The 18,030-nt window shown below is 33.5% G+C and carries 14 protein-coding genes; 5 read left to right on the plus strand and 9 right to left on the minus strand.

Annotated features, from left to right (window positions below):
- From LB941_RS04235 to LB941_RS04250, 4 genes are all read right to left on the minus strand, one after another.
- Positions 1 to 1,841: KxYKxGKxW signal peptide domain-containing protein (locus LB941_RS04235; RefSeq protein ID WP_253359754.1), on the minus strand; the 1,841-nt coding region annotated here is incomplete at its 3' end.
- 287 nt (positions 1,842 to 2,128) lie between these two features.
- A complete protein-coding gene (locus tag LB941_RS04240; protein WP_253359756.1) occupies positions 2,129 to 4,549 on the minus strand; it encodes a flavocytochrome c in 2,421 nt (806 codons plus the stop codon).
- A gap of 9 nt (positions 4,550 to 4,558) precedes the next feature.
- Positions 4,559 to 5,104 (minus strand): NADPH-dependent FMN reductase, encoded by a 546-nt coding sequence (locus tag LB941_RS04245; protein ID WP_253359883.1) that lies wholly within the window; start codon positions 5,102 to 5,104, stop codon positions 4,559 to 4,561.
- A 173-nt stretch (positions 5,105 to 5,277) separates the two neighbouring features.
- Entirely contained in the window at positions 5,278 to 6,858 is a 1,581-nt protein-coding gene (locus LB941_RS04250) for a putative polysaccharide biosynthesis protein (RefSeq protein WP_253359758.1), read from the minus strand.
- A 298-nt stretch (positions 6,859 to 7,156) separates the two neighbouring features.
- Here LB941_RS04250 and LB941_RS04255 point away from each other — a divergent pair, with 298 nt between their 5' ends.
- The 3 genes from LB941_RS04255 to LB941_RS04265 all read left to right on the plus strand — a co-directional run bounded on the left by LB941_RS04255 (position 7,157) and on the right by LB941_RS04265 (position 10,735).
- A complete protein-coding gene (locus LB941_RS04255; protein WP_253359760.1) occupies positions 7,157 to 7,972 on the plus strand; it encodes a hypothetical protein in 816 nt (271 codons plus the stop codon).
- A 242-nt stretch (positions 7,973 to 8,214) separates the two neighbouring features.
- A complete protein-coding gene (locus LB941_RS04260; protein ID WP_253359762.1) occupies positions 8,215 to 8,787 on the plus strand; it encodes a M15 family metallopeptidase in 573 nt (190 codons plus the stop codon).
- A gap of 199 nt (positions 8,788 to 8,986) precedes the next feature.
- A complete protein-coding gene (locus tag LB941_RS04265) occupies positions 8,987 to 10,735 on the plus strand; it encodes a putative glycosyltransferase family protein (RefSeq protein ID WP_253359764.1) in 1,749 nt (582 codons plus the stop codon).
- A 76-nt stretch (positions 10,736 to 10,811) separates the two neighbouring features.
- On the opposite strand, the gene LB941_RS04270 is transcribed toward LB941_RS04265, so the two are convergent.
- Genes LB941_RS04270 through LB941_RS04280 form a run of 3 tightly spaced genes read right to left on the minus strand, consistent with a single transcriptional unit; the run spans position 10,812 to position 13,602 of the window.
- Positions 10,812 to 11,999 carry a M20 metallopeptidase family protein gene (locus LB941_RS04270; protein ID WP_253359766.1) on the minus strand — a complete coding sequence of 396 codons (1,188 nt, stop codon included), beginning with the start codon at positions 11,997 to 11,999 and terminating at the stop codon, positions 10,812 to 10,814.
- A 20-nt stretch (positions 12,000 to 12,019) separates the two neighbouring features.
- Entirely contained in the window at positions 12,020 to 12,790 is a 771-nt protein-coding gene (locus LB941_RS04275; RefSeq protein WP_253359768.1) for a VOC family protein, read from the minus strand.
- 5 nt (positions 12,791 to 12,795) lie between these two features.
- On the minus strand, positions 12,796 to 13,602 hold the full coding sequence (locus LB941_RS04280; protein ID WP_253359770.1) for a pyrroline-5-carboxylate reductase family protein: 807 nt from the start codon (positions 13,600 to 13,602) through the stop codon (positions 12,796 to 12,798).
- Between the two features lie 558 nt (positions 13,603 to 14,160).
- Between LB941_RS04280 and comA the strand changes: the two genes are divergently transcribed.
- Together comA and LB941_RS04290 are read left to right on the plus strand one after the other, a co-directional pair.
- Positions 14,161 to 14,928 (plus strand): phosphosulfolactate synthase, encoded by a 768-nt coding sequence (gene comA, locus LB941_RS04285; RefSeq protein ID WP_253359773.1) that lies wholly within the window; start codon positions 14,161 to 14,163, stop codon positions 14,926 to 14,928.
- A complete protein-coding gene (locus LB941_RS04290) occupies positions 14,925 to 15,584 on the plus strand; it encodes a histidine phosphatase family protein (RefSeq protein ID WP_253359775.1) in 660 nt (219 codons plus the stop codon). The genes comA and LB941_RS04290 overlap by 4 nt, the downstream gene beginning before the upstream one ends.
- A 63-nt stretch (positions 15,585 to 15,647) precedes the next feature.
- On the opposite strand, the gene LB941_RS04295 is transcribed toward LB941_RS04290, so the two are convergent.
- Both LB941_RS04295 and hisC read right to left on the minus strand, forming a co-directional pair.
- Positions 15,648 to 16,490: a hypothetical protein gene (locus LB941_RS04295; RefSeq protein ID WP_253359777.1), complete on the minus strand. Its 843-nt coding sequence runs from the start codon at positions 16,488 to 16,490 to the stop codon at positions 15,648 to 15,650.
- 415 nt (positions 16,491 to 16,905) lie between these two features.
- The gene (gene hisC, locus LB941_RS04300) at positions 16,906 to 18,018 is read right to left on the minus strand and encodes a histidinol-phosphate transaminase (protein ID WP_253359780.1); all 1,113 of its coding nucleotides are present in this window, start codon (positions 18,016 to 18,018) and stop codon (positions 16,906 to 16,908) included.
- Between the last annotated feature and the right edge of the window lie 12 nt (positions 18,019 to 18,030).

Here is an 18,030-nt window from a genome sequence, read left to right on the forward strand (position 1 = left end):
CTCATTGATGCTGATTCACTCGTAGATTCTGACACAATCGCTGATGTTGATGCACTATTAGATTCACTTATTGATGTGCTCGTAGATTCCGATATACTTGTACTTGCCGATCTTGATGTAGAATTCACTACTACTGTTAGAGTTGCTGTGTTCGTTTTATAACTCTCACTTAAAGAAGATACTTTGATTGTTATAACCGCATAATACCGATCACCACTATCCGCTAAACTTGCATTTTTAACATTATAGTATGCTGAACTGCCAGTTTGTACAATAGTATCTTCACCGGTTTGTGCATCTATCTTATGCCAAACGTAAACGACACTTGCATTTGCTATATTTGAAACATCCGGTGTTCCTTGAACTACAAACTGTGCAGTATTACCTTCTGTAACCTTTTGGTTTTCTAATCCGTTACCAACAGTTATTGTAACTGATGATTTTACTGTTGTTCCATCTGGATTTACGATAGTTGCAGTAATAGTTACTTTTCCTGCTATTGAGCCAGCCTTTATATTTCCATACTTATCTACAGTTGCGATATTAGTTGCACTAGATGACCATTTAACTGTTCCTGTATAGTTTTCTGGTTCAACGGAAACATATGCCTTAGTTGCTCCATCATTGACCCAAATGTAATTATCATCAGTATACACTACGACTTTATCAGCATTAACCTCTTGTTTTGCAACATTAACTGTTACCACTCTTGACCACATTGTGTAACGAGTGAATAATAAATCCTTAATTTGCGCTCTTAGTTGGTAATAATATGTTCCTGCTTGACTTTGATTAACAGTTAATGTAGCTGATGTTGCCCCTCTAACTGCACTCCATTTTCCTGTTGTAGCATCATATCTATACCATTGATAAGTTGTAAACCATGCACCTGTAGCAATATCTGCAGCAGATGCTGTTGTTGTTGCCGTTGTTGTTGCTGTCGTATTAACAATTGTATTAATATCTGATGGTTGATTGGTAAAGCCAGCTGTTAAATATAATATCATCCACAATGCATTACCTGTTGGCGTACCTGCATCTGTACTAGGTGCCGAAGATAATGTTGCGTATGATGAGCTTAATGCATTTTGGAAATCAGCTGAGTCAACTGACATATTTTCTAGCATGTTATTAGATGATAAGTAACTAATAACATTGCTCTTATATTCATCAAATGTCACACTTCCAGTTTCAGATTCGCTTGTTGAAGCTGATCCTGTATTCTCGGATTCTGAAATGCTTGAGTTTGCTGACTCAGAAGTAGATTCTACATTTTCAGACTCTGAAATACTTGAACTTACTGATTCTGAAATACTGGAGCTTGAAGATTCTGAAACTGATTCTGTACTTGTCGAATCAGATATACTATTCCCTGTTGATTCTGAGACACTAGCGCTAGTTGACTGTGACACAGATTCATTTAAACTACTTGAGATACTCTCACTTTCACTTAAAGATAGCGAATCACTATTACTTTGAGAAACAGAGTTACCATTAATTTGTGTACTATCTTGAACTGCCAAGGTAGAATCGGCTGTTACGGTCTTAGTAACAGCTGTATTCGTTGTATCTGCAAGAGCACTACTTGTTGTTACTAATCCTCCGCCAACAAATGCTCCAATTGCAGCAACCGCTTTAGCTGCAGTCGTCGTCTTTAACTCCCTTTTAGCACCGCCTGTAACTTTTTCCATATTAACTTCAGATAGACCTTTTCCACCAAATATCCGTAAAAGACCAATGTCTGATATCAAAGAACTAACCCACTGCTTACCAGCTTTATACATTTTAACATGTGTACTTCTATCGGATTCCGTATATAAACCTCTATGTTTATTTTTCACCCTGAAACACTCTCCTTCTATTAATACAGTCTATGTAATACATACCATATAAGACTAGCATCTCGGATATTTTTAGGGTTTTTTATTTTATAAAGAATTATAAAAATTAAAAACCAAATTCTTATATATTATATATTCAAAAAGGTAAATATTAAAATTATTCATTCTAAGTTAATCTGTCAAAAATAAGTAACTAACAAAATATAAAATTTCTAGCTAGTAATTACTGGTCTGGATTTTATACAAAAAAATAACACCTATTTAAAAAATAGATGTTACTTTAGTTCTTATTTCTCACAGGTTTCTTTAACTGCTGTCTTACCTGCAATTCGTCCATATGTGAAAATATCGCTCAATGAATTTCCGCCAAGACGATTTCCTGCATGAATCCCACCTGCTACTTCACCGGCAGCATATAAATTTTCGATTATTACCCCATCTGTATCTAATACATGCGTTTTAGTATCTATCTTTAAACCACCCATTGTATGATGCATAGCTGGTTTACGTGGTGTAGCATAAAATGGAGCTTTTTGAACTTTGAGATCAAAGACCTCTTTACCAAATTCAGCATCTTTTCCAGCATCAACATAGCTATTATATTTTGCTATTGTTTCTTCAAAAACAGCTGGTTTAATATCAAGTTGTTTGGCTAAATCTGCTAACGTATCTGCGCGATACAAAGTTCCAGCCTTAACCTGTTCATCAATGCTTTCTTGAGTAGTATTGTAAGCTGTTTTTTTAATTTCATCATCAGCAATTAAATAGAATAGGCTACCATTATCAATAGCTGCTTGTGTCAATACATCACGACTCTCGTATTCATCCACAAAACGTTTTCCTTGCTGATTAACCATTACAAAGTTTGCAGGTGGCACTTGTAAACCGGTAAAGAGTTCTCCTGTTTCAGGATCAGATACAGGCATCATCTGAGTAAAGCCCATACCGACAAGATCCGCACCGACACTTTGGCCCAGTCTTATACCATCACCAGTGATAGCTGGTGAATTTGATGTGGCCAAATTATCATCAACTTTGCTCCAATACGTATTGTACTTCTGAACCATTTTTGTATTAGCTCCAAATCCTCCAGAAGCAAGGATAACTGCTTTTGCATGGATAATAACTTTTCGATTATCTGCATTTAAGCCTACTATTCCTGTAACTTTATTATTTTCAAATAAAATATGCTTTACAGGTGTATCTGTTAAAATTTTGCCACCATTTTGATTAACAAAATCTTGTAAAGCAGAAATATATGCATACCCTTGATTTTTAAGTGGTTTATGTCCGCGACGCCATTTAGCTCCAACTGGCATTGATACTTCATCAGGGTCAAACTCAACTCCAATACTTTCAAGCCATTTAACAGATTCAAGTGCATGATCCGTCAAAACTTTAACTAGATCATATTGACCATGAATCTCGTTGCCTTTTAAGTCGGTTCTTTTGCCACCTAAGTACGTTTGAATTCGATGCCATAAAGCAGAGTCAAACAAGTATTTACCGTCACTATCAATATATGCTTTAATCTGCTTTTTTAATTCTTGGAAATCAGCTAAGTATTCAGCATCAATCTCTGCTTCATCCATATTCAAAATTTCTTCTAATGTTTCTTTTTCACCTGGTAATGCAGCAAAAGTATTCTGCCATTTAGGATCAGCCGCATTCATTGGCCCACCTGTTCTTATTGTATTCCCACCAACTGCTGGAAATTTTTCAACAACCATCACTTGCTTGCCAGCTTGCAAAACATTGACTGCTGCCGTTAAACCAGCACCACCACCACCAACAACGACAACATCTGTTTTATATTCTAATGGTGTTGTTACTGTATCAGCGCTTGGTTTCGGACGTTTCTTTAAGATATTAGGGTCTACTCCAGCTAATTTAACTGCTTGCGCAACTCCATCAACAACCCCATTACTTGTTACGGAGGCACCTGAAACAGCATCAATATTTAACGTTTGACCTGCAATAATTGCCTGTGGAATACGTTCAAATACTGTATCTGCAATTCCTTGTGTTTCGCCTGTAGTATCAATCTCAATATCTTCAATTCGATCTTCTGAAAAGCTCACAACCATTGGTAGTTCACCATTATGTCCCTTAGTTGTAACCTTGTAGTCTCCTGGTTCAAAACGAACTTCATCAGGTGTTTGTAATACATCCGCTACTTTTACAAAACGCAAAAAGTTGTTAAAACAAGTTCCTAAAAAGTCAACTGTTCTTTGCGCTTCAATATTTCCATCATTATCAAAAGCATGTTTAGCATCACCTAGTAAAAATTCATTTCCTGGTAATACAATTGCATTAACACCAGGAGCATCCAAAATTTGGCGTAAGTGCAGTTGTGCACTAGCAGAACCTTGACGAGTAATTGAAGTTCCAACTAGCATTACTGGTTTGCCATCAAATGGATGTACACTAAAGGAGGACCATTCTAAAAAACTGTTCAATGATGATGGAATTGAACGATTATGCTCTGAAGTTCCAATAATTATCCCATCAGCAGCCTCAATTTTTTTACGAATTGATATAAAGGGTTCTTTATCGCTAAGGTCCTTTGACTCGTTAAACATAGGTACATCTTTTATTTCAACTAACTCTATCTCTGCTTTTTCATCATATTGCTTTTTTATGAATTGCATTAATAAGCGTGTTGGCGAGTTTTCAGAGTTGGTTCCAATAATTCCAAGAATTTTCATTAAAATCCCCTATCCTTTCACTTTATTGATAAAATCTACGAAATTAGCAAAATATTCATCAAGTTCTTGCGCTTTATCTGTATCTACAAGTACATTTTTATCATTGAAAGCCTGAAGAGAGTGTCCCAGAAGATATTCTTTCCCAGGAAGAACCAATGCCTTTAATTCGGGTGCATTTAAAATTTGGCGCAAATGCGTTTGGGCTCGTGATGTACCTAAAACACCATAAGAAGCACCTGTAATCATTACTGGTTTATTTTGCAAAGGTTGCGTAGTATATGCTAACCATTCTAAGAGATTTGATAGCGGAGCTGGGATTGTATGATCATATTCTGGTGTACTAATAATTACCCCATCGGCTGCAGTAATTTTATCTGTCAATTGCCTAATTTGCTCTGGAGCTACTCTTTCACTAGGTTTATTAAAAACAGGTATGTCTTTTACTTCGCAAATTTCTATTTTAGCTTGATCTGCAAAGTGTTCTTGCATGTATTGAAGTAATGTTCGGTTCGTTGATTTATCCGCATTTGTCCCTACAATTCCAATCAATTTCATCATTGAACAATCCTTTCTGTGTGCTGTGATTTATCTGCAAGCATAGATTTTGCAACATATATATAGCGTTTTCAACAAAAAAGTAAAAAACAACGCCTGCACTAAGCAATCGTTGCTCTATCCGCTGCGCTTACCTTACTAGTATAAGGCTCTTTCTATTTTTTGTGAAGAATTTATTTTTTCATATTAAATACAATTTCTTTAAATTTAAAAATATATGCTAACATCAAATAATAAATAGCTGCTAAAATGCCAAATATCATACAAAAAATGACTGCACTTATTTTACCATGTGATAATGGAATAAACGCTACAACTTTATAAATAAATATAATTCCAATTGTGTACAATCCAACGCCGATAAAAATACGCCGCCATTCATTGAGATTATCAACATAATTATAATGATATTTACACATATATAAAAAGCCTAAGAATACAATTATTCCAAAAGCAACTGTCGTTGCCAACAATGCTCCGTATTCATGAAAAAGCCAAATCATTGGCACTTGAAGAACTATTTTAACAATCAATCCAAAAGAAAGCAAAATAATCGCCAATCTATGTTTTCCTAACGATTGAATTAACGTAGTAATATCTAAAAATAGCGATAACAATAAACTTATTAAAATAGCATATTTCATTAAGATGCTGCCTTTTAAATTATATCCAAAGAAAATCGTATTGACTTGAATCGAAAGAACCGCCAACGTCATTACAAAAGGAACTAACAATACCGTTAATAATTTGAAGTTATCCCCTACTGTACTTGAAATTTTTTTCCGATTGCCAATTAAGCCAGCAATTATTGGCAGTGTTGTGTCTGAAATTGCAGTCGCCAGCGATGTAACAATCGTTGTTATTTTCCCAGGATTAGCAGAAAATAATGTAAACATATTTTGAATCTCTGTTATTCCATAATTCGATGCCCACTGCATGATCTGCTTGAAAGAAAACTGATCTATCAATTGATTTAAAGTAACGCCCGCACCAACATATACAAAAGGAACAGCTTCTTTTACAATTTCCAAAAACAATCCCTTTACATCAATATTAGTTGCAGGCAAGCTGTGCCGTTCTTGCCAGCGATACAATCGTTTCTTTCGCCGGTAATATTTAAGTAAGTAAACTAAACTTCCAATTGCTCCGATAAAGGCCGCAAAAGTACTCAGTGCAACTGCTAGTGTTAATGATTTATTCATCACACAAAAAGTAACATATGTAAAGGTCAGAATACCAACAACTCGAATAAATTGCTCAATCAGCTGTGAGACACCAAATGGTTTCATATCTTGATGTCCTTGAAACCATCCACGAATAATGCTCATTGTAGGTAAAATCATTAACGCTGGTACTAGTGAACGCAATACAAATGTTGCTGCACCTTGACTCATAACCGGTGAATTGCTCGCAATCATGGGTGCTGCAAGATAAAACAATATTCCGCATACTATCCCTGAAATAGACATAAACAAGATTCCTGCTTTAAACAGGCGCTTACTATCTAAATATCGATTCTGCGAATTATACAAAGCAATTTTTCTAGAAATAGCTGTTGGAAAACCAGATGTTCCAAGTGCTAAAAAAAGTCCGTATGGTGTGTATGCTGCATTGTATAGTGCTTGCGCAGTATACTGTTGTTGCGTTGTTTTAAACATCGCTAACCATAAAATAATGTACAATACACCTAGGACTCGTGAAAATATGCTTCCAAAGGACATCCAAAATGCCCCAGACAACATCTTGTTTTTCATAGTTGTTTCCTTTCACTACCACAAAAAATATCGTAAACACCTAAAAAGGAGTCCATCTTACCTAGTATAATATTTGATTATTTTTTTTCAAGATTAATTTGTTTAACTATCTCGTAAGAATCTGCTTGAACCTTCTTTGTTAACTTTATTTATATTGATAACAGATATAGATAGCCGGCGTTTTTATTTAGATGTCATTTTCAATTATTAAGAATATCTTTAATTATTTTTCATTCAATACTTGATTTCAATATTTTCCCATATACTAAATTTAATTATTTTAGAAAGGCTGTTTCTTGTGAATATTCCAAAAATACTTAGTACAACATTATTTGATATTTTGTTAATATTACTGATTCCTTTAATCTGTGTTGTTTTATTAACTTTAATCAATCGCAACACAAAACAAATAATCGCTAACACTTGGGGAACTACCTCGCAAATCTATTTAGGCGGTTTAGGCATTATTATCCACGAAACTAGCCATTTAGTTTTTGCTTTATTATTCTCACATCGTGTTACTAACTTCAAACTTTTGGTTATGCCTTGGAAATTTAACACAAATATGGATCGGACTTTAGGCTATGTTAATCATACTTGGAACAAACGAAATCTTTTTCAAAATCTAGGTAATGCATTTATTGGAACAGCTCCAATCTGGGGATGTACCGCTGTTTTGATTGGCCTTACAAAGTTACTTAATCCTACTTGGTTTCAAGTAGCACAAACAGTAAGTTTAAATATTAGACACTATGGACTATCTCTTTCAATTTTACTAAATGGATTTAATTCTTTAAGGATACCAACAACTTCTATTTTAAGTTTTAGTTTGTTTTTCATTTGGATCGTTGTTAGTATTAACATTACAATTGGTGGTTTTGACCTTAGTACCGCTGATTTTAAAAGTGCAGTCGCTGCAACAGTTGAACTATATCTTATTCTCTCCGTTTTATTGTTTATTTTACTCTATTTTGGCTTATCATCATTTATTAGCTCCATACTTTCAACAACTTTATCTTGGTTTCTTATCGTCATGTTCATTTCCTTTATTTGGTCTATTATTGGTAATAGTTTAAGTCGTATATGTGCTATCTTTTTTGATAACAGAAAATAATAAGATATAAAATATCGTCTTTTAAATTCAATATTTGAAAACTCGCTTTAAAAATTGCACTCCATATTTGTTTACATTCTTTTTTTAATATGCTAAGGTAATTTATTGAAAATAATAAATCAATTATAGGATGTGTAATTACGCGAAAATTAAATAAATTATTAGGTATCTTTTTTGGAGTATGCTGTTTTTTTATACTAACAACAGCAACAGTCAGCGCAAGTAGTTCAAGTAATTGGAAATTGCTCTTAGTTAATGTAAATCACCGCTTATCCTCAAGCTTTGTACCCAATCTAACCAGTGTCGATAATAATCAGCGCTTGGACTCTCGTGTCATATCAAGCTATGACAAGTTAACAGCGGCTGCTAAAGCTGCGGGAGCTGAATTAGTTGGAGGATCTGGCTATCGTTCCTACGAACAACAAGTAAGTGTGCTCAATCGTAATATTAGTCAACTAGAATCTTCTAAAGGGCTGTCTTATGCCAAAGCCAAACAAACTGCACTCAAAACAGTAAATAACCCTGGTGCAAGTGAACACCAAACAGGATTAGCCATGGATTTTTTAACTCCTAGCGAAATTCAGGCTGGCAGTGATGTAACTCAAGCATTTGCAAAAACAAAACAAGGCAAATGGCTTGCCAAAAATTCATGGAAATATGGTTGGATCTTACGCTATCCTAAAGATGGTAAAAAATACACCCATATTAGTTATGAATCATGGCACTATCGTTATGTAGGCAAAAAAGCCGCTAAATATATCTACCATCATCATTTAACGCTAGAACAATATGTTAAAAAAATAAAAAACAAATAAACAATTATTTAACAATACTGTTACATAGGATGAACTACAGCTTAATTTCTATTTAACAGTATTTTATTTTCTCTTAAAAAGGTTTCAGAAACGAAAAGAAGACTAAGGTTAGCTAAAATTCAAGCTAACTTTGGTCTTTTTTATTTCTTAAATGCTAATCTTTATATGTTTTATAATTTGAATGAGAGGGGTTATTTTATTGTTAAATATTAAATCATCTAATATTAAATTAAAATCAACCACTATTTTTTTGCATCTTTTTTTCATCATTCTGTCGTTTATCAGCCTTTTTATTTTTGCACATAAAGGTTTGGTTTATAATGCAAATGATTTGAAGTTCCATACCGACCGCATTAATGGCATCTATCAGGCTTTAAAAGAACATAACAGTCTACTAAGCTTTCCTAGTTTTAAGAGTTTTCAAAATGTTGGCGGCATGTTTCAATCGTTTTATCCAATGATAACTATTATTCCTTTTGCTCTTTTACGTTTTATAATACCTAATGCAGCTATTGCCCTGTATATTGGACTTGGAATTTATACATACATTGGTTTTTTTACTGCTTATAAAGCTATGCTCTTATTCACTAAAAAAAATGTTGCTCAAAGCGCTTATTTTGCTATTATCTATAACTTTTCTATCTACCACATGACTGATCTATTTATCAGATTTGATCTAGGCGAATGGATTGCCTTAATGTTTTTTCCACTTGCCATGTATGGTTTCTTCAATCTTTTATTTGAAGATGGTAAATATTATTACCTAGGTGCACTTAGTTTAACTATCATAGCTTACTCCCATATTTTATCACTTGTTTTTATTTGCACAGTTTTACTTTTCTTTTGTTTCATTTGTTTATTTAAACATTTATTTACCAAAGAAAAAATAGTTAAACTGATCAAAATGTGTGGAATCTTTTTGCTCCAAACAGTATTCGTTTTTTATCCAATCATAAACTACTCTATTAATAATCAAATTCACTTTCCTAAAAAATTCAATTTGATGCATTCACCTGATGGAAAACTTGCTAGTTTAGGTAGTTATATTGTCGCTAGTTTAAATAATCATCTTTCAAAAACACTTGGTATTATTTTCTTGGTTATTTTCATTTTAGGTATTATACTATGGAAAAAAATGCCCCAAATTCAGCGTTTTTCATTTGGTGCAATGCTTTTAATCACGATCTGCACAACTGCCTTTTTTCCATGGTTTTTATTTCAAAAAACACCAATTGCAATTATTCAATTTCCTTGGCGTTTATTAGGCCTAGCCGGCGTTTTCATGGCACTTGTAGCTGCTTGGATAGTTGATGATCTTACCAAATCATATCTCAACTTCGCTAATCACAAACAAGCAAATTTCAGAATAGGATTCATACTATTATTACTTGTTCTTCCTAGTATAAGCGCTGAACTATATACCTTTTATCATAAGAGTCACACATACAAAGTGATTAAAACAACTAATCAAAATGTTGGTTCAACTAAATATGCAGTTAGTTTAGACGAGTATGGAAAGTTTTTTAGTCAGAAAAAGCATTCATCTAAAAGTACTGACTATTATACAAAACTTGCGTATAAGCATAAGAAATCTATTAAAAAAAGAATTATTATTGCACAAGATGGGACTAGAACAAAGCTTCCCCAAACAAGTTATCAAAATAATATTCTTTCCTTTTCTTACTATAGTAAGAAAAAACAAACAATTGATTTACCTATTATATATTATAAGGGACACCAATATTCATTAAAAATAAACGGTGTTTCAACAAAAATATCTGAGTCAAAGCGAGGCACGCTTAAAATATCTGTAACAAAAGGGCTAAACAAAATTCAAATTACGAATCAAAAATCACTTTTTCTTGATTTTCTCGCCGTATTGGCTTTATTCACGTGGATATTGACACTAATTTCATATTTAAAGAGAAAGAAATCTATTTACAATTAACATTGAAGAGACTTACTAAATTAGACAATCAATCTATTTTAGTAAGTCTCTTTAAATTATATTTGACAATTTGTTATCATTTATCTGCTTGATTTAAATATTGAAGTAGTCCTAAGCCGCTCTCAACAAAATATTCAATTCCTGTTGGAATAGTTTCATCTAATCCTACAAAATTAGGATTATGCCAATCTGCTGCGTTTGTTTTACCATTTGAGCCAACAAATGCAAATACTCCCGGAATTTCCTTTTGATATGTAGCAAAATCCTCTCCAGCCATTGATAAAGTTGGCTTAATAACCGGCACGTTTAAGTTACTTAAAACAGCCTGTGTCAGCTTTTCATCATTAGCAATAGGTAATGTTCGTTCTTCCCACTCTATACTTACAGATTGTCCATAAGCTGCAGCAATGTTTTGTGCAAGTTCATCTAAATGTTGCTTAACAATAGCTGTATTCTGCAAATTAAACAAGCGGACTGTACCACCTAAAACAGCTTCATTAGGAATTACATTCCAAACACTACCAGCATTAACATGTGTCACACTAACAACAACTGCATCTTGTGGATTAATATTTCGACTTACGATAGTCTGTAAACTCGATACAATAGTTGCTAATGTTACAATTGGATCTCGACTCTTTTCAGGTTTAGCACCATGTGACCCTTTACCTTTTATTTTTATTTCAAATTTATAACACCCAGCCATCATCGGACCTGCTTGTAAAGCAATCGTTCCCACTGGTATATTAGGATTATTGTGAAATCCAACGATTGCTTGAACCCCAGCTAATACATTTTTTTCTAAAACTTGATTAGCCCCACTGCCAGTTTCTTCTGCTGGTTGAAACAGGAATCTAATTGTTCCTTTTATTAACTCTTGGTGTTCTTTAAAATAACGAATAGCTCCTAACAAACTAGCCATATGTAAATCGTGACCGCAAGCATGCATTACATTAGCTGTCTGTGATTTAAATGCTAATTCTGTTTTTTCTTGCACTGGTAAAGCATCAATATCTGTTCGTAACGCAATTATTGGTCCTTTCGTTGGCCCTTTTATTTCTGCTAGTAACCCCGTATTAAGGTTTGTTGTAAGGACTTCAACATCCCATTTAGCTAAAAGCTCTTTAATTTTTTTCGTCGTTTCAAATTCTTGATTTGACACTTCTGGATGCTGATGAAGATAGTGCCGTATTTCTGTGATTTCTGTTAAATGTGTTAGATACTCGTTGTTACTCATTTTTTCACCTTCGTACAAACCTGTCATTAAATTTTTCTTTCTTCTTTTTAAAAATTAAAGATGATATCATCAATTTTTATTTGCTTACCCTTTAGTTCACTATTAGCACCTGCAAAACTCAATTCTCTTAGGTGATTATTTTTTCCCTTTACGAAAACCAATTTTCTATCATTAATTGTAAACTCATAGTTTTCGTCTTTTTTTGTAGCTGTTTGCTCTAATAATTTTTCCCAGATTGGAATAATTTTAGCAAAATCATCTATTTCAAAAATAGCTTTCTTAACTAATAGTTTACCTGCTGGTTGCTCAATAATTACTTGATTTTCCCGCAAATTCTTCTCCCGTTGTTCATCAGAACCTGACCACTGAATAAAGAACGGATATGGAAAATCCGTTTCGATAACATCATTGATAAAGAATATCTTCCATTTAATAACTTCCCCTTCAGGAGTTACTCGTTTACCTTCTTCAATTTCACTTACCGGAAAACCTACTTTTTTTAAATAGCTATGTGTACTTTCAATCTCACTAGAACGTAATGCAATGGTGTTTAGCCTTTGTTTTTTTGCAAAAAAGTCTTGAATTGCATCATAGACCGCGCTACCGTCTGTTCTAGTAATCGTGCTAGCTTTCTTTTCATCAGCTACTGTAATTAATTCAATATAATTCAAGCCAAAATAGCCTAAAAAATTGCTTGTCCCCCATTTTTCATGAACTCCACCAGCTTTAAATATAATTCCTTGTTGTTGCAACTGTTCAGCAACAATTGCAGCATTATTTGTACTAATCATTGTATGATCCCAATTTAAGATTGTCATTTTTCTTATTCACCTCCTAATTCTGTTGCCTTATCAACAGCAGCCAAAACTGCATTTTGTAATCCTGCTGCAAAAGTTGATGCATCAATTTCATGTTGCAATGTAATTCCACAACCACCTGCTGAATTATTTGTATCCAATAATTCGTATGGATGTTTTTTAGTATCTTCCAAAAATGCAGCAGCACCTTTGATATTTTCTAATGCAATCTTATTTGCCTGTTGTCTAGATAATCCCGCTAAAACACCTGCATTAGTCAAAGCTAAATAAAAATTATAAACATAATTAGGGCCACAAACTGCATAACCTGTATATGCATCAATTTGTGCTTCAGGAATAAAGTCTACTTTTCCAAAACTTTCGATAAAAGGTGTAACAATCTCCTTAGCTGCATATTCACCTAAACAAACTCCACTATAACCAAACCCTGTATCGGTTAACGTATTGGGAATTATCCGTGTTACTTGCGCTCTTTGACTATTCAAAGCAGCTTCCAATTGTTTCAATGTCACTCCAGCGATAATAGAAATAATCTGCGCTTTTGTTTGTAATTCACCAATTCTTCTTAATACTTCTTTCCAATCATCTTGAGGACGCACTCCCACTAACACAATATCTGCCTGTGTCGCTGCATTTTCATCAAATGCTTGCACTGCATTAAACCCATATTCTTTCTTTAGATAAGTTACACGTTTTTCAGATACATCTGTTATTGTTACACTCTGAGAACTTACAATTTTCCTTTTTAGTGCAGCCCTTAAAATAGCTTCTGACATTTGTCCTCCACCAATTGTATAAACATTAATAGTCATAATATTTTCCTCCATATTGTTATTTATATTAAAATTAGCTAACAAATAAAAAAAGCCCCCTGCCTATCATCTCTGATAAACAAGGGACGCGATAACCCGTGGTACCACCCTTTTTTACGCATATACAGCGCCTCAGTAATACTTAGCCACTAACTAAATATTTGGGAAGTTAACGGTTCCTACCGAATACCCAGCTCTCACCAAGTACTCCTAATTTCAAAGTTCATCTTCACTAGTTTTATTAGTATCTGTTTTCAGCACTCCAGATTCTCTGTATCTAATTACACTAGTTACTCTTCTTTTCAAAAGATTTTTATTAATTTTTTATTAGTAACTTACATGCATTCTAATCTCTATCAAAATAGATGTCAATAACTTTTTGCACATATACATAAATTTGCAGTAATCAATGTCTTAATTGTATTTTTTAACTAATTAATTTTTACTAAATTATGAATTTCATGAAATTATTTAGATTTTTCTATTTATAGCTTGCAACCATTCTAACATTTTGTTTTAATTCACATTAGATACTTATTTTTCAGGAGGTTCATAGTTATGCACGCATATCATTTTTTAGATAAAGTCCCTCATACTAAAGCTCATCATACCGGTCTAACGATGGTTCTTGACAAAGGGCTCGGACTACATGCAACAACTGATTTAATAGAAACCGCAGGTGACTATATTGATTTCATTAAATTTGGTTGGGGTACTTCTGCCACTGCAACTCAAGAATTAATTATTAAAAAGAATAAACTCTATTCTTCTGCTAATATAACTACATATCCCGGTGGAACCTTGCTCGAAGTTGCTTTACTGCAAAATAAACTTTCTGAGTTTTTAGAAGAATCTTCACGTTTAGGTTTTACAGGAATTGAAGTCAGTGATGGTTCCACTGTCATTTCTGCCTCAACACGTGCTAACATAATTAAACAAGCACGTCAGGCTGGTTTTCTAATCATTTCTGAAGTAGGAAAAAAGAATCCGACTTTGGATCATGAGCTAAGCATCAAACAACGTTTAACTGAAATTAACGCTGATCTTTCCAATGGTGCTGACTTAGTAATTATTGAAGCTCGTGAAGCGGGTAAAAATATTGGTATTTATGACTCAACTGGTAATATCATTGAAAAAGAACTAGAGCAGTTAGCTAGTGTCGGAATTGAAAAACTAATTTTTGAAGCTCCACTTAAAAATCAACAAGTTGATCTTATTTTAAAATTTGGAGCACAAATTAACTTAGGTAATATTGCAACTAGTGATGCCATTTCACTTGAGACATTACGCACTGGCCTTCGCGCTGATACAGTTGGACAGCTATGAAAAAAATTATTTTTGTTCGTCATGGCAAAACCACTTGGAACTTAGCAAAAAAGTTTCAAGGTGCAAATGCAGATAGTCCTTTACTCTTATCACCTGAATATCTAGAAGATTACGCTGCCTTAGCTAACTACTTGCAACTTTTTAAAATCGATTCTATTTACTCCAGCCCCATTAGTCGCGCTAAAAAAACGGCTGAACTAATTACTAAGTCACATAAAAACTTGAAACAACAACCAATTAATACTTTACCAGAACTAGCTGAACTTTCGTTTGGAGACTGGGAAGGATGTTTCAAAGATGAAATACTAGCAAAGTATCCTACTGAATTTAAAAGTTTTTCTTTGCGTAAAGACGATCCAACACTCCAAGCATTCAATATTGAAAACTTCCAACAAGCGCGCTTACGTTTTTGCAATGGTATTAAAAAAATTACAACTAACCTTGTAGATGGTCAAACAGCCCTTGTTGTTTCTCATGGGGCAATTAGCCAACTTGGTATAAAACAACTAACTACTAATGAAAATTTAGGTGGTTTGGCCAATCTCTCTCTTTCTGTCTGTACTTTAAGAAATGAAAAATACCTTCTTGAGCGCTACAATGAAACAGGTTTTCTAAAACATCCTATTATTGCACAGGAAAACACTTCAATATTATAATAAAAAACTCAATTTAGCAGATATGCTTCATTGAGTTTTTTTGTGTAATCGGTATACCCTATATTAATTAGCATTCGTACTAGTTGTATCATTTTCTTCATTACTAGTTATTGCAGTTGTTGTTTCTTCTGATGCTTGGCCCGCATTTTCTTCATTATTACCTACACTTGCAGATTCTGCTCTTGAATACGCCTTGGTCATTGCTGAATGATACGTTCCCCAAATACTACTGGTTCTTGTTGAAGTCTTTGTCCCCGTATAACTTGAAGAACTTGCGATTTCTGATTTAGCCATTGTAGAACTAGAATATGTAGTTTGAGTAGAACTTGCTGTGTTAATTGATGAAGATGTTGCAGTACTAGATACTTGCGTCTGCGAACTTGTAGCTTTAGCTAAGTCGCTTATTTTTTTATTGTATTTTGCTATTAAGTTATCTATTTTTTTATTATAGCGTTTTACTTCACTAGACGTATAGACAATACCACATTGTGCTGTAACTTTTGCTGAAATTTTCTTTAAATTCTTGATTTTAGCTGTTAATGAATCTTCTTTTTCATCGCCCAGTTTTTTAGTTGTATTCTGCGTAATTTTTTTGTCTACCTGTTTTTTAAAATAATTTTTTGCTCGTGTAATATCATTCTTATATTCAATCGTGATTTTAGAATTTGTATTTCCTGAATTCAAATATTTCGTATATTCTTGTTCAAGACTCTCCAAAGCCTTTAATTTCTTGTTATCGTTTTTTTCACTGCTTAATTCAACATATTTTCTGTTCACCTCTCTGATAGAAATATTTATCTTTGATGCATTAATACGACTATTATAAACACTTAAGCTACCATAAGTTGCCCCACCTACTATAAATAAACCGACTATACTTAATCCAATTAGCTTAACATTTCCCATTATACTTCTACCTCTTCTTTCATCCCCATTATTTATTAACTCAGTATAATTACTATGTAATTAATTTCATTTCATAAGATATATTATTAACTGTTTTATTTACTTATTATTTAGTGGCATATTACCTATCATTTCTCAGAGATTGCACCCATTTAAATAATTTTTTCAGCAACAGCATTCTCGTTAATATATCGACTATTATTAACGAAAAAATAATCCCTAAATTATTTAATGATATTATAATATTTATTACAACTAATTACTACAGTCATATTTAACTAAAAAAGAGACACAGCTTTCACCATGTCTCTCATATCGATAAAGGTTTAAAAAGGTGCTAAATGCGGGATCGTCGTCTTAAGTACGATCCCCTATTTAGCACGCTATCAAAATATGATAGCCCACTAAAACATCTTTATGAAATTACTTTTGAAACAATATTTTTAATTTCTGTTAGCATAGCCTGATTTTCTGCTTTTTTTCCAATTGTAATTCGAACATATTCTGGATATCCCCAAGCATCACATTCACGAATTATAATTCCCTTTGCCATTAAAGCTTCACAAAAACTCAATGCTAAGAATGGTTCAGGCAATTTTGCAAAAATAAAGTTAGCTCCTGAAGGTATTACTTGAAAACCCAGTTCTTGTAGCTGAATACCAATATCTTCTTTTTGAGCTAAAATTATTTCTTTCACTTCCTTTGCTCGCGCTTGGTCCTTTGTCAATGCAGCCTGAGCAGCAAATAAACCTGTTCGATTAACACAAAATGGTTCTGTAATCGTATTATAAGCCTTGATAACAGCTTGATTCGCAATAATATAACCCACACGTGCTCCTGCGAGACCATAAAATTTCGAAAACGTTCTAATAACAATCACCTTTTTACTATCAATACGTGACAGCAATTCAGGTCTTAAGTCAGTTTCAATGAAATCTGCATATGCTTCATCAACAATTACCCAAACATCATCTGCAACATCTTCAATAAACTTTTCAATCTCGCGTGGGTTGTTAATTACTCCCGTTGGATTATTCGGATTACATAGCCAAATTGCTTTTGTTTTAGCTGTTATCGCATTTTTCATCGCTTTTAAATCGTAACTAAAATCACTTTGGACTGGTACTGTTTTAACACTAGCACCCATTAAACGTGAAACTTCTCGATATAACCGATAAGTTGGTTTAGCAATTAAAACCTCATCACCTTCATCTAAAAGTAAGCGAGCCGTTGTTTCAATTACGTTACCTGCGCCACTTCCTAAGGCAACATTTTCAAAGCTTATTGCATTTTTATCAGCAATTATTTGCGTTAAATCTACATAATCATCTTCTGGATATCTATTTAAGTACGAAAGGCTTTCTAACATTGCTAACCGTTCATTCTCATAGGGTGCAAAAGGATTCTCATTTGACCCTAGCTTAACAACTTTCTCTAGATTGTAGCGCTTGAGTACATTTGCCTCTGTTTGCCCAGCAATATATGGTTGACAATCATCAACTTCTTTTCTCAAACGTAAGTCTGACATAGAAATCACCTT

Origin of the sequence: Ligilactobacillus ubinensis, assembly GCF_024160875.1 — a bacterium.
In the GTDB taxonomy this organism is placed as follows: Bacteria; Bacillota; Bacilli; order Lactobacillales; family Lactobacillaceae; genus Ligilactobacillus; species Ligilactobacillus ubinensis.